The sequence below is a fragment of the Rhodothermales bacterium genome (genome assembly GCA_013002345.1).
Classification (GTDB): domain Bacteria; phylum Bacteroidota; class Rhodothermia; order Rhodothermales; family JABDKH01; genus JABDKH01.
The window spans coordinates 1-12,424 of the sequence record JABDKH010000363.1 but is presented as its reverse complement, the minus strand read 5'-3'; the positions used below and the strand labels follow the sequence as shown (position 1 = coordinate 12,424).

The following is a 12,424-nucleotide window of genomic DNA, read 5'->3' as shown; positions in this document are numbered from 1 at the left end:
TGGTCAAACTGACGGCGCCATTCCTTCGCAGAGGAAGCCTTCCCGGCTTTGACGACCCCATTACGTGTCCGCCCAGCTCGCCCGCGCCCGGTCCAAGATCGACGACGTGATCCGCGACTTCGATCATCTCGCGGTCGTGCTCGACGACGAGGACCGAATTGCCGAGGTCGCGCAGGCGCTTCAGTGAGTCGATGAGCTGGCCGTTGTCTGCCGGGTGAAGCCCGATGCTGGGTTCATCGAGATCATAGAGCACACCTACGAGCTGAGTACCGATCTGGGTCGCAAGCCGGATGCGCTGACTCTCCCCACCCGACAGGGATCGGGCCGACCGATCCAGGTTCAGATATCCGACACCCACGTTCAGTAAGAAGTCCAGTCGTTCCGAAATCTCCTTCACGATCGGCCGTGCAATAACCGACTGACGCTTCTCCAGCTTCGCATCGTCAAAGAAGGTCCTCAGCGTCTGGAGGTCCATCTCTACAAGCTCGGAGATATTTTTTCCGGCAACCCGAAACGACAGACTCTCTTTTCGCAGTCGTCCGCCACCGCATTCAGGACACGGAAGCTGCTGCATGTACGACTCGGCCCACTTCCTCGACGACTGGGATGAAGTCTGTTCATACGTATGCCAGAGGTGACCGAAAACACCGTTAAACCTGTGCTTGTACTGTACCTCTCGATCCTTGTAGCGGTAAACGATGTCAAACTGTTCATCGCCCGCACCGCGAAGTATTACTTCCAGTTGCTCCGCGCTAAGCTCACCCAGGGGTGTCCCGAAGTCAAATGCGTACCGCTCCCCGACCGCCGTAAGCTGACTGAAGATCCACACGTCCCTTGGCTTGCCAAGCGGCGCAAGACCTCCATCCTGAATCGAGAGCGACGCATCGGGGATAACCATCTGCTCCGAGAGCTCCCTCTTCGTTCCCAGTCCGTTGCAGTCCGAACAGGCCCCATATGGCGAATTGAAGGAGAATGTGTTTGGCGAAGGATCGTCGTACGAGATACCGTCTTCCGCAGAGAAGAGATGGCGACTGAACAGGCGGTCACCATCGTCCGCGTCTCCGTTCACGACACTGGCGATCAAGGTGCCACTACCCATTCCGAGCGCCGACTCGACTGACTGAGCCACGCGTGCCCTCACCCCTTCCTTGATTACGATGCGATCAACCACCACCTCAATATTGTGGGTCTTGTAGCGATCCAGCTTCATTCCCTTCTTGATCTGCACCACTTCGCCATCTACGCGCACGCGCTCGAAGCCCTGCCCGGCGATCTGCTCGAACAGCTCGCGGTAGTGACCCTTGCGACCCCGCACGACGGGGGCGAGAATCAAGACCCGAGAGCCGGATTTCAACTCTCCAATGCCGTCGATAATCTCGTCGTCGGACTGCCGCCGCATCGGCAGACCCGAGATCCACGAATGGGCCGTCCCGGCCCTGGCAAAAAGAAGACGCAAAAAGTCGTAGATCTCGGTAACGGTGCCGACGGTGGATCTCGGGTTTCGACTGACCGTCTTTTGCTCGATCGCGATTACGGGAGACAGACCGTCGATATGGTCCACATCGGGCCGCTCCATCATTCCGAGAAACTGCCGTGCGTATGCACTGAGACTTTCCATATAGCGCCGCTGGCCTTCGGCGTATATCGTGTCAAACGCAAGGCTTGACTTGCCGGAACCCGAGAGGCCTGTAATCACCACGAGCTTATTCCGCGGGATGTCGAGATCGATATCCTTCAGATTGTGCTCGCGGGCACCTCGAATGATGATCCGGTCGTGCATCAGGCGTCGTCGTTTCGGGCTGGGGGCGGGGACGGAATATCTTGTGTCGAACCGGACCACATAGTCTTCGTTCCTAGATGTGGCCGGCAAACATTCGAGAGCAAACGTCGACGTAGCATGAGCCTGACTAATCCACGCGGTCTTCTAATCGCACTCGTGATCATCGCGGCCGCTTGCGGCCCCGTTCCAGATCCAAGACTGACACTCATCGTCCGGACTCCGTCCGGTGTTCCATTCGGCGACACCGTATACGTTGCCGGCAATATCGATTTGCTTCGCTCGTGGCGGCCCGACGGAATGGCGCTGTCCCCGGAGGACTCGACCACCTGGAAAGCGGTTCTTTCACTTGAGCGCGATTCAACAATTGAATTCAAGATCACGCGCGGTGAATGGATCACGGAGGCCGTTCTGGAAGATGGGTCGGTCCCCGCCAACCATGCGATCACATTGACCGGCGACACCACCGTAGTCATCAATGTGTTCGGGTGGAAAGATGTAGCCGGCGCTGTGCAAGGACAGATAACCGGAGATGTTGAGTATCTGCGAGAACTCGAGGGCGACGGAATCCCGACACGGGATGCGATCATCTGGTTGCCGCCCGGTTACAAGAGCGACGTTTCGAGGCGGTATCCCGTGCTGTACATGCATGATGGTCAGAATATTGTTGACCCCCTGACTTCGTACGCTGGTGTCGACTGGCAGGTCGACGAGAACATCGACTCTCTGAGCAGCCTCGGTGAAATGGAGGCCGTGATCGTTGTGGGTGTGTACAACACGCCGGCGAGGTCTGACGAGTACGGCGCGACCGATGCCGGACTCGCGTACCTCGACTTCCTGGTGAATACCCTGAAGCCGAAGATTGACGCAGCGTACCGAACGCTTTCAGAGAGAGAACACACCGGAATCATGGGCGCTTCGATGGGTGGGACAATCTCCTTCCTTGCGCTGTGGCACTATCCGCACATTTTCTCGAAAGCGGCGTGCCTGTCGCCGTACTTCCCCAATACTCTTCCACGAGAGGTCGAGAACCGCGCGGACTGGGATCTGATGGGTCTGTCGCTTTACATCGACAACGGTGACGATCAGCTCGATTCGCGGCTGCAGACTGGCATTGACAGGATGCTTCCGGTACTTCGCCATCGTGGGTTTCAGGACAACGAGAACCTTATGTGGATCACGGCTGCTGGCGCTCAACATAACGAGCGCTTCTGGGCTCGCCGTGTCTGGCGCCCGCTCCTCTTCATGTTCGGAGAAGAGGGACGGGGCGTCAAGCGTTAGCTGCTCGTGCAACGGGTCGCACGTGAGTTGGTCGCGGCATGCTTTTCCGTGCCCCGGCTTCCATTGGGCGTAGTGATGGTGTCTCGCTGTCATCTCCGGAGTATGCCGGATGAAAGGACGGAGGCATGCTCGGGTGCTGAAGGAATCGACCCTTCTCGTCGAGCGATACCCACTGCGCCGGCAATCGATACAGGTAGCGCCCGATGCCCCACTGGACCGCCGCCCGCCGCATGCTGCTGGTCAAACCACCCTTTACCGCCTCGATATCCGTGTTGCTGGCTCCGTCCCACTTGGTGATCCACTGTTCTCCAACACGGATTGAAAGCCCGCAAAGCACTCCGCCATCAGGACCCTGTTTGAACTGGTTGCACCAGTTCTCCGGACCACACACAAGATCCAGACGATCCATGATCGCGCGATTGGTGATATACGGCACGGCCATGGCGCGACGCCGGTCCTTCGTGTATTTGACCGGCTTCCAGTCGATGTCGGCGTTTGAGAAGTAATGCTGCAACCGCCTCAGGTTCGTTGTGTTTGTCATGGCGCCAACCCCGTCTTCGTCTATTGTGATTCTTGCGTGTCCCAAATATCCGACCCCTATGTGACAGCATAATGTCATACCTGGTGTGGGTCTTTCCCCGATAGCACGCGGGGGTTGTTATGCCACTAACTTTTGTCTAAGATCGACGTAGTCTGTAACGGCCTATCGCCGCCCAGATCACCCTCATTCCGGAACGGCGCAATCAATGGATACCGTATACCTCATCAGCCTGATCGTCGGAGGCTTCTTCGTGCTGCTGTCCATCTTTGGTGGTGGAGAGACGGATACGGATGTCGATGCGGACTCAGACTTTGATTTCGATGCGGACTCGGACTTCGACTTCGAGGTCGACCACGACTTCGATTTCGACGCCGATCATGACTTCGAGCTTGACGCGGACCATGATCTTGACATCGACGGCGGCATTGGAAGCGGACCGGGCCTCGTGGATCTGTTCTCCGTCCGGGCGCTCTTTCTCTTCGCGGCGTTCTTCGGACTGACGGGAACGCTGCTGACGTGGATGGATGCATCCGTCGTCTGGACGTTGGTCGCTTCCATCATGACGGGACTTGCGATAGGGCTGGGCGGAAACTGGGTCATCAAGACGTTCGGATATCGTACCGTGTCGAGTACCCAGACGTCCCGTGATATCCGCGGTACGACCGGGCAGGTCCTCATACCGTTTGAGGGTGGCGAAAAGGGCAAGATCACGTTGATCTCAAAGGGCAAGCGGCTGCAGCTCGTGGCGAGGTCGTTCGACGACGAAAGCCTGTCCACATTCGAACCAGGAGAAGACGTTGTCGTCGTTCGAATGGCGGGATCTGTGGCTGAGGTCGTCAAGCCAAATTGACGATTACACTTCATCTCTGAAATAAGTACAGGCTAATAAATCATGGAAGTCCTTGTTGTCCCCATTGTCCTGATTCTGGGAATACTGGCGGTGCTCGGAATCATTCGAGCAAATCTGAAGATCTGTCCGCCGAACGAGGTCCTCATTTTCAGCGGTCGGAGGAGGCTTCTGGGAGACGGGTCTGAGGTAGGATATCGTGTCATTCAGGGCGGTCGGGGCTTCCGGATCCCGATTATTGAGAAGGTTGATCGGCTGCTCCTCAACACGATTCCGATCGACCTAACCGTAATGAATTCGTATAGCAAGGGTGGAATTCCGTTGACTGTGCGGGCGATCGCGAACGTAAAGATTGCGTCAAACGAGGCGGAATTGAACAACGCTGTCGAACGTCTGCTGGGAAAGTCACTCGACGAGATCCAGACGATCGCAAAGGAGACGTTGGAGGGTAACCTTCGCGGGGTCGTGGCGTCGCTCACGCCTGAGGAGGTCAATGAGGATCGGCTCAAGTTTGCCAAGGTCCTTCTCGAGGAAGCCGACAACGATCTCAGCGCGCTCGGACTTCAGCTGGACACGTTGAAGATCCAGAGCGTCGAGGACGATCGAGGATACCTGGACGCGATCGGCCGGCAGAGCACGGCATACATCATATCTCAGGCAGAGATCGTGGAAGCCGACAAGCGGGAAGCGGCCAAGCTGGCGGAAGCACGTGCCGACAAGTCTATCGTCGAGGCGGAAAATGAGGTCCGGATAATCAGGGCCCAGCTAGGGGCGAAGGCGGAGGCCGAGGAGGCCAAGATCTCGGTGGCCGCCCAGGTGTCTGAGGCAAAGGCCAAGCAGGAGCTGGCAGAGGAAGAGATCATGCTCGCAGAGAAGGAGCAGCGGGCCCGCGTGATCGTTGCTGCCGAGGCGGAACGACAGGCGAAGGAAGAGATCGCTATCGGTGACGCTGCACGTATCCTTGAGGACGGCAAGGCGGAGGTAGCGGTGCTGAAGCAGAAACTTGAGCTGTGGGTCGATGCAGGCCAGGATGCGGAGCGCCTTTTCCTGATCCAGATGCTGCCGGACATTCTGAAACAGGTCGTCAAGACGGTCGACAACCTCAAGATCGACAAGATCACGGTCGTGGACAGCGGCCAGGGTGCCCCAGGAACGGGGGTGCCGGCAGTTTTCAGTCAGATTGCAGGCGCTACGCCAGCATTGCTCGAGAGTCTGAAGGCGTCTACCGGCGTTGACATTGCGGGCATGCTGCAGCGCGCTGGTGACCTCAGACTTCCGGATCAGGAGGCAGACGACTAGAGACGCCGGCCAACCAGCTTCTAGACTTCTACTGCGTGATCGTAAACACGAGTCGCCTTGACGATATCTCGTCGTCTCGGAACTCGTCCGGCAACTCCTGGATGATTTCTTTCAGGTCGAGTCGTTGCTCTGTCGCACGAGGCAGTACCTCCTGAAATGAATAGACCTCACGCATCCGTGCGATAGCCAGGTCAGCGTCCCCCGCCGCCGCCGCATTGAGATCGGGAGGTTCGACCAGGGAGAAGACAACTTTGAGCAGAGGCACGTTCGATTTGATCTCGAGCTGCCCGGCATCTCTTGCAAGATTTTCCGATGAGAGTTGTACCCGCGTCGGCGCCAGAACCTGCGTTTCCGCAATTCGCTCGACGGTCACCTTGTGGCTTGCCTTATCCAGTTGTTGGCCCTGCGCCACACCCGTCACAGCGATTCCGACCGACAGCAGTATGATTGTCCTGATCATCATAGTCGACATGGATATCGGTACAACGACCAGTGAAACTTAAGTGAATTCAGGCGCTATTGCCTCTGGTGGCCTCGAATTCCCTTCTCCTGCTGGCAAGAATCGGGTGAAATCTCCGCCACACGCAGCGCCGGGATATGGATAAGGCTATCCGGTTCAAGCAGTTGGAGCCCGCCATATCGGCCATTCGTGACCAGCAGCGGCCACAATTCCGCCAACCCCAGATATCTTTCAGAAACAGACGCCAGGGTTTCGTCTTCGACCGCACGGTGAGTCGTTCCAAGAGTACGGTCCCGTTCGAACTCAAATCGCCGAGCAGGTATGCTCAGGATCGATCCTACCGAAATCAGATGCGGATTTGATACCCGTTCACGATTCGCGAGCCAGATGACTGGCCAGAGTCTCTCATCTCCGTAATGACGACGAGCAAGCCGAGACAAACTCTCACCCTTCACGACGCGATTTGTGAATGCCCGCGGCCGGTCATCCGCGGGGCACGTGGAAGTTGTGTCAGATGGCGCGCGAACGCCGGGGCGAGTTCGACGATCAGCGACGTCTGTGGCGTTCGTCTTTATCTCTCCCCCGGCAATCATTCGAATATTTCGGATGTCTGATTCCGCCAGGATTTCCAGCGATGACTGTTGGCCCGGATCTACCTGAAATTCATACCGCTCCCGGGCCACTCTGTATCGACGAGGCAGCTCGGCCATAACGACTGACGCACCGTATTTCCCGGGGCGAATTTTCGGAAAGATGAACCTGCCCGCTGCATTCGTGACCGTTCGATATTTGCCTATTCCATCGTCGATCTCGATCACGGCGAGTGCAACCGGGCGCACAGTCCTGACCGGACCGGCGTCGTGCGTGCCGCGCGTTTCAACGATCAGAAATCGACCGACCAGCCTCGCAGCCCTTGCGACTGGGACTTCGATTACAGGAAGCGGTGACTTATCCAGATCTACTACCATCGGCAGTTCAAGCATCGGGACGAATTCGACATCGAGAGTAGATGAGTCGATTCCGAAGAGGCGGACGCCCGAGCCCGGTGCTCGCAAACTGAATCCACCTTCGACGTTCGAAAGGGCGTGAGAATCGGACAGGCGAACCAGGACCCCCTCCACCGGCTTGCCGGTTGTCGCATCCGTCACTCGACCGTGAACCCGAGGGGTCGAGGCACGAAATGGATTTGGCGCCGACAGTGGCACGCGAAGCGACAGTCCCAGATCAGCCAGACCGCTACCGGTTCGAGACGCCGCTGAACTGTACTGAAAGCGCGCGGTCAATTCTACACTGCCTATCTGTCGCGACAGTCGTGCGTGTATCAGTTCGTAGAGCCCACCCCAGAAATCATCCTGACTCACAAACCCGTCAACGTGCAGCCGGGTCTTGCGATTTAGCCGGGACGACAGAGCTATTCGAAGCGACGACGAACTCCCCACGACTGGATGATCCATGTTCGCCCCGTTGAAGTACTCGAGAGAGGCGGCGATGGTGTGCACACCCAGGTTCGCCTCCGACGTCAAACCGAACTCCCGAAAGGCGTGCCCTTCATCAACTCCCGTTCCTGCGAAGCGACCGGTCGTGACATGCGCGGACGCCGAGAATAAGCGCCTTCCCATTGCAACGGAAAACCGAACGTCTCGCTCATGCAATCCGAAGTTCAGATCGGATGCTACGGTTCGAGCGCGCCCACCCGCGTCGAGCTTGATTGACGCGTCGTTCGTACCAGACCTCACCCTCCAGCCAAGGCCTGAACGAACCCGACTGTTCTCTCTCCGCCAGTCGTCGGCCCCAGGTGTCCCTTCGAACGACTGGCGTTCGATCCGAGCAGACGAGTGAAAAAAGACGCCTCCGAACGGCCTGATCGTGATGGCACCGTGCCGGAAATCAAAGTTGGCATACTGTCCGGGAAAACCGGGTCCGGCATGCACATATCGACCCGAATACTGAATCCATTGATTTCGACGGCCTACCAGCTCCATCGCGACGGCTCCGGTGCGGTTCACGCCGGCCACAGCGTCACCGACTTCGAGCTTCACGTGAGCCAACTCCGAAGGGGCAGCGCGTGCGTACACGGTCACTGTTTCACCTCGATCGACACCATTGCGTCTCAAGTACGTCGCTCCGAACGAACTCCAGACGTTGGTCTGAAAGCTTAGCAACACGCCTTGCCGACTCCTGACGGGAAAACCAAACCTGCTGCGATCATAGAAAGCCCCGGCGGTGAGCGGACCTCGACGGCCTTCGATCGAGATACCGCGTCCAATGCCGGGCACCGTGGTCAGAGTTGAGTAACCGAACCGCGTGTCTCCGAGACCTATGGTGACTGATTCGCTCTCGTACGAGGCTCTGCGAATACCTCGTTTGCCAAGCCTCGATGACTTCCGCTGATCCGGGAGGCGCACGGCCACGGCCAGATGTCGAGACTGGTCGCGGTCGACGAATCCGCCGACCTCGAACCCGACCTGAGCTGCAACGTCTTGTCCACTCACGGTGGTGCCGATAGTAATCGCACCGGGGAGGTCGGACTCATCGTTTGGCTTTGCGTGGGCTCCGGGGATTACGTCAAACAGCACCGCTGCATCGTCAACAAGACCGCCACAGTCGGGCGTTTCCCCAGTGATGATCAGTGCACGCTGTACCATCTTGCCGGCTCCGGCCGGGGTGGCGATAGATGCCAGGAATTCCTTTGCCTCACCCGCAGAAACATGTATCGCGCTGGTATCGATTGCTACACCGTAACCTCGCGCACTTCTCGCTCGAAGGCGAACACTGATAGCCACGTTGCCGGAATTCCTGATAGCTCCCGTCGCGTGAAGGGTCTTGCCCGCCTCAACAAATCGCTTTGCTGCGCTCGCCTCGATCGAGAACGTGCAAGTCGACGCGACGACTACACGATGACTTGCCCGGGTTTCGCCTTGAGCAGCCTCCCCGATTCGAAGCGTGATCTCGTAGCTGCCGGGTGCTGCATCCTCAGGAATTCGAACGAGCTGAAGAACATTCGTCGATCCGCCTGCCTCAAGTTCGATCTGGCGTGCAGGAAATATCGAGGTCCAGCGAGCCGGCAGCTGCGTCTCAACGGAGAGCTTCGCCGCGCGAGCAGCAAGATTCGTGACGCGAAAAGACGCGGTGATCGTCTTTCCGGGCTCTGCCGGACCGGCCTGCTGTCCGATCACCTCCGTCGCGATGGAGTCAGTTTCGATTGATCCGATTTCCTGAGCATATACGGACACGTCCCCCACGAGAATCCGCAAGACGAGTACGGCTGGCAGGCAGAGACGGACCCGTCGCATGTTCTCCCTACAAGGTTATCCTGTATTGCGCTCCGAAGAGGTTATCGTTGCCTCCATCGACCACAACAAGCGCATCATACGCGCCTTCGGGTGTGTCAGCCAGCTCGAAGCGATGGGCAACCGACGTGCCCGGGTAGACCCGGGATTGCTGACCCCGTATTCGGCGAGCTAATTCACCCGCTGTGTCGTACAACTCGATCCAGGTTTCCGGCACGATTAGTACGTTGCCACTGTTCTCGAAATTCAGCTGCAGGATCGGCTGACCCAGGGCCTCCTTTGTCAACTCTACGCCTGCGATGTCGATGTCGATCTTCGCGTTCGTGCGAATGTGTGACGCGACCTGAACAGCGTATCTGGTAACCTGCCGGATCCCGAACTGTGTTCGGTCGGTCTTGCCCAGCGTCGATTCAGGTGAGTCTTTGGAAATGCCCTCGATCATGAGCATGCTCCAGTATGACCCGATTGGTACCGTATCCACGACCGTTGTCGGAACCGTTACAACGTAGTTCACCACGCCCGACTCACCGGGTGCGAGTGTGAGAACCGCGGGATTAAACTGCACCCAGCCAGCGTTCGATCGCGGTGACGTCCCCGGTTCTTCGAAGTAGTTCGACCCATCATGGTAGAACATGTAGTCCGTTTGATAGATCTTCGCCTGCGCGGGTTCAGGGGAGTCGTTGCGAACCGTAATCTGTCCGCTATACACTTCTCCCGGCGCAACATCACGATCGCTCGCGAGCGAACCGAGCACAGATATCTGTGCACTTGCTGCACTCTGAGTGGCCGCCATCATGAGAGCCAGAAACACTATGCTTGTCCAGCCTGGTCGAGTCTTCTTCATTGACCTGTGATCGTATAGGTGACAGTATGAGTCTCTTCTCCGAACCCATTCTCCGGCCGAGCCACTGCTCGATAATTCAAGGTGCACCGGCCTGAACCTCGCTGCGTAATCGCGACGATCAGGTCTTGCGCCGTACCTCCCGAGACCAAGCTCAATTCGCCTGTCGGCAAGCCACGCTGAACATCGATCGCGTCGACAAAAAGCTCGAAGCGCTGGTCGATGGATGAGGAACTGACCATAATCTTGGATGGGGATCGGACCTGGTTCCACTGGAGCCGCGACGAGCCGTCCTCTCCGGCCGGGCGTCCAACTGGATCCAGCGTGATAACAACCGGGCCTCCCTGGAGCTTCAGTCGTTGAGCAGTAGTGCTTTCAGGCAACATGACTGACAGCGCTACAGCAAGTATCGCAACCGCACGCTTTCCGGGCATGGCGAAGTCCAGTCAAGACAGACGGAAACCGGACGCGCAACGCGCGTCCGGCTGCAGCCGAGGTAGGCGGTTGGACTAACTGGTGATGGTATAGGTGACGGTCCGCGTCTCGCTCGTTGACGCCGGAGTCGAAGGAAGAGCCGTTGCGGTGTAATCAATCGCGAGACCGGACTCGGCGACCGCACTGATTCCGGTAACAACGTCCTGCGCAGCCGAGCTGAGAGTGATCGCTCCGGTCGACGTACCCGCTGCCGTCGGTGCAGAGACCGCTACGTCGAGCGCAAGAGTTGGACTGTAGTCCGAATCCAGCGACGCAACGATCTTTCTTGCCACACCGTTTGTAGTAATTCCGTAGTTGGCGGAAGCGGACTCAGACAGGGTGATTGAGTTGATTGTCAGCGTGACGTTGCCGCTGACCACGATTTCGTCAATTGCGGTGACAGCGATGGTTACGTCGTGGGACGCCGTTGACTGCGCGGAAGCGGTATTTGCGACTGTAATGAGTCCGAGGGTGACCGCGGTGAGTAGGATTCGCGTTTTCATGATTCGTATGTGCATTTGTGGTGGGATCTCCGTGAGGGAGTCGAGCTGAACCGTGATGCGCGTGACGCAACCGTGCCCACTGAAGCACCTGAAGACTCCAAACATCGATAGCGGTAGCTATTCGATGTCTCTCGTCTATCGGAGCACCGAAAACGTGCTAAAGGTCCACATCATATCTTCAATTTCGATCCACGGTATCTCCACACAATGCCTGAACGATCAGGCCGCCCGTGCGGCACGTCCCACGGTGCCGGAGTGGGTAGCCTCCCCGTCCCATGGGAAAGCCATCGGATCCTGCGCCTCGACTCGCGTAACATGAACGCGATTTCGGGAGCCTGATAATTTCGTGATTCGCAAATAACCTGGCTCCATCCTCGAAAGCGCCGACGCGACACCTTCGGGATCCATAAGTACATCGAAGGCGGAGAGACAATAGACGCGGTTCATTTCCAGCCCGGCAAGGAGCCATGGCTGCCGCTGCAATCGACCAGTATCCAGTGCATCGCATATGACACCGAACGTGCCGCGAGAACCCGCTATGGCAAGATCTACGGTTACGCCCCCGACCAACTCGGCGGTCGGCCCCTGAGATATCGTGACCCCACGACAGGCCACCGATTTCAGCGCACACGCCAATTCGTCGCTCGGGCAGACCTCCGGAGATGATGTTTGACTCTCAACGTCCCGGCCGATACTCGCTGTGCGAGAGACCTCGGTTTCCGTTTGTCGTTCATCGTATGTGTACATCGTCGTGCGCTCCATGAGAAATCATGCTTGTGATCACTACCGTCACCCAACCACAAGTTCGATTACCCGTATGACACCATAATGTCATACTCCTCCTGCAAGTTTTTGTAAGCGCTCCACGGACTGCACCGTCCGGCAAACCTCGCGACGGCCTCGTCGTATATCTCGACCCACTTCAGACCACCGCGCATGCTCCACCGGAGGATTCCCACCTTCCTTTTCGCCGCCGCAGTCGTAGCACTGACTGCGGGCACTGCCCTCGCCCAGGGATTCGGTATCGTCAGCGGACGCAACCACCCGGAATTGAACTGGCGCGTCGCGGAAACGACACACTTCCGCATTATGTACCCCGACCACCTCGCCG

Annotated in this window: 11 protein-coding genes; 3 read left to right on the top strand and 8 right to left on the bottom strand. The window is 57.8% G+C overall.

Annotated elements, in window-relative coordinates; translation table 11 throughout:
* On the bottom strand, positions 1-1,780 hold a 1,780-nt coding region (gene uvrA, locus HKN37_17240), incomplete at its 3' end, for an excinuclease ABC subunit UvrA (GenBank protein ID NNE48399.1).
* 117 nt (positions 1,781-1,897) lie between these two features.
* On the opposite strand from uvrA, the gene HKN37_17235 reads away from it, so the two are divergent.
* A complete protein-coding gene (locus tag HKN37_17235) occupies positions 1,898-3,058 on the top strand; it encodes a histidine kinase (GenBank protein NNE48398.1) in 1,161 nt (386 codons plus the stop codon).
* On the opposite strand, the gene HKN37_17230 is transcribed toward HKN37_17235, so the two are convergent.
* Positions 3,048-3,599, bottom strand: coding sequence for a DNA repair protein Rad52 (locus tag HKN37_17230; GenBank protein ID NNE48397.1), 552 nt, complete (start codon positions 3,597-3,599; stop codon positions 3,048-3,050). The genes HKN37_17235 and HKN37_17230 overlap by 11 nt on opposite strands.
* A 205-nt stretch (positions 3,600-3,804) precedes the next feature.
* Here HKN37_17230 and HKN37_17225 point away from each other — a divergent pair, with 205 nt between their 5' ends.
* Both HKN37_17225 and HKN37_17220 read left to right on the top strand, forming a co-directional pair.
* Positions 3,805-4,449, top strand: coding sequence for an NfeD family protein (locus tag HKN37_17225; GenBank protein ID NNE48396.1), 645 nt, complete (start codon positions 3,805-3,807; stop codon positions 4,447-4,449).
* A gap of 42 nt (positions 4,450-4,491) precedes the next feature.
* On the top strand, positions 4,492-5,745 hold the full coding sequence (locus tag HKN37_17220) for a flotillin family protein (GenBank protein NNE48395.1): 1,254 nt from the start codon (positions 4,492-4,494) through the stop codon (positions 5,743-5,745).
* A gap of 28 nt (positions 5,746-5,773) precedes the next feature.
* Here HKN37_17220 and HKN37_17215 read toward each other — a convergent pair whose 3' ends face one another.
* The 6 genes from HKN37_17215 to HKN37_17190 form a co-directional block, all read right to left on the bottom strand.
* Positions 5,774-6,208: a hypothetical protein gene (locus HKN37_17215; protein ID NNE48394.1), complete on the bottom strand. Its 435-nt coding sequence runs from the start codon at positions 6,206-6,208 to the stop codon at positions 5,774-5,776.
* A 53-nt stretch (positions 6,209-6,261) separates the two neighbouring features.
* The gene (locus tag HKN37_17210; GenBank protein NNE48393.1) at positions 6,262-9,498 is read right to left on the bottom strand and encodes a LysM peptidoglycan-binding domain-containing protein; all 3,237 of its coding nucleotides are present in this window, start codon (positions 9,496-9,498) and stop codon (positions 6,262-6,264) included.
* Positions 9,499-9,505: 7 nt separating this feature from the next.
* Entirely contained in the window at positions 9,506-10,339 is an 834-nt protein-coding gene (locus HKN37_17205) for a hypothetical protein (GenBank protein NNE48392.1), read from the bottom strand.
* Positions 10,336-10,770 (bottom strand): hypothetical protein, encoded by a 435-nt coding sequence (locus tag HKN37_17200; protein NNE48391.1) that lies wholly within the window; start codon positions 10,768-10,770, stop codon positions 10,336-10,338. Before HKN37_17200 ends, HKN37_17205 begins: the two co-directional genes overlap by 4 nt.
* 75 nt (positions 10,771-10,845) lie before the next feature.
* The gene (locus tag HKN37_17195) at positions 10,846-11,313 is read right to left on the bottom strand and encodes a hypothetical protein (protein NNE48390.1); all 468 of its coding nucleotides are present in this window, start codon (positions 11,311-11,313) and stop codon (positions 10,846-10,848) included.
* A 219-nt stretch (positions 11,314-11,532) separates the two neighbouring features.
* Positions 11,533-12,075 carry a hypothetical protein gene (locus HKN37_17190; GenBank protein ID NNE48389.1) on the bottom strand — a complete coding sequence of 181 codons (543 nt, stop codon included), beginning with the start codon at positions 12,073-12,075 and terminating at the stop codon, positions 11,533-11,535.
* Positions 12,076-12,424 lie beyond the last annotated feature (349 nt).

What these genes read in the sequence shown, in the direction of transcription:
- HKN37_17235 (NNE48398.1), top strand. Translation starts at nt 1,898, where the DNA reads ATGAGCCTGACTAATCCACGCGGTCTTCTAATCGCACTCGTGATCATC.
- HKN37_17230 (NNE48397.1), bottom strand. Translation starts at nt 3,599, where the DNA reads ATGACAAACACAACGAACCTGAGGCGGTTGCAGCATTACTTCTCAAAC.
- HKN37_17225 (NNE48396.1), top strand. Translation starts at nt 3,805, where the DNA reads ATGGATACCGTATACCTCATCAGCCTGATCGTCGGAGGCTTCTTCGTG.
- HKN37_17220 (NNE48395.1), top strand. Translation starts at nt 4,492, where the DNA reads ATGGAAGTCCTTGTTGTCCCCATTGTCCTGATTCTGGGAATACTGGCG.
- HKN37_17215 (NNE48394.1), bottom strand. Translation starts at nt 6,208, where the DNA reads ATGATGATCAGGACAATCATACTGCTGTCGGTCGGAATCGCTGTGACG.
- HKN37_17210 (NNE48393.1), bottom strand. Translation starts at nt 9,498, where the DNA reads ATGCGACGGGTCCGTCTCTGCCTGCCAGCCGTACTCGTCTTGCGGATT.
- HKN37_17205 (NNE48392.1), bottom strand. Translation starts at nt 10,339, where the DNA reads ATGAAGAAGACTCGACCAGGCTGGACAAGCATAGTGTTTCTGGCTCTC.
- HKN37_17200 (NNE48391.1), bottom strand. Translation starts at nt 10,770, where the DNA reads ATGCCCGGAAAGCGTGCGGTTGCGATACTTGCTGTAGCGCTGTCAGTC.
- HKN37_17195 (NNE48390.1), bottom strand. Translation starts at nt 11,313, where the DNA reads ATGAAAACGCGAATCCTACTCACCGCGGTCACCCTCGGACTCATTACA.
- HKN37_17190 (NNE48389.1), bottom strand. Translation starts at nt 12,075, where the DNA reads ATGGAGCGCACGACGATGTACACATACGATGAACGACAAACGGAAACC.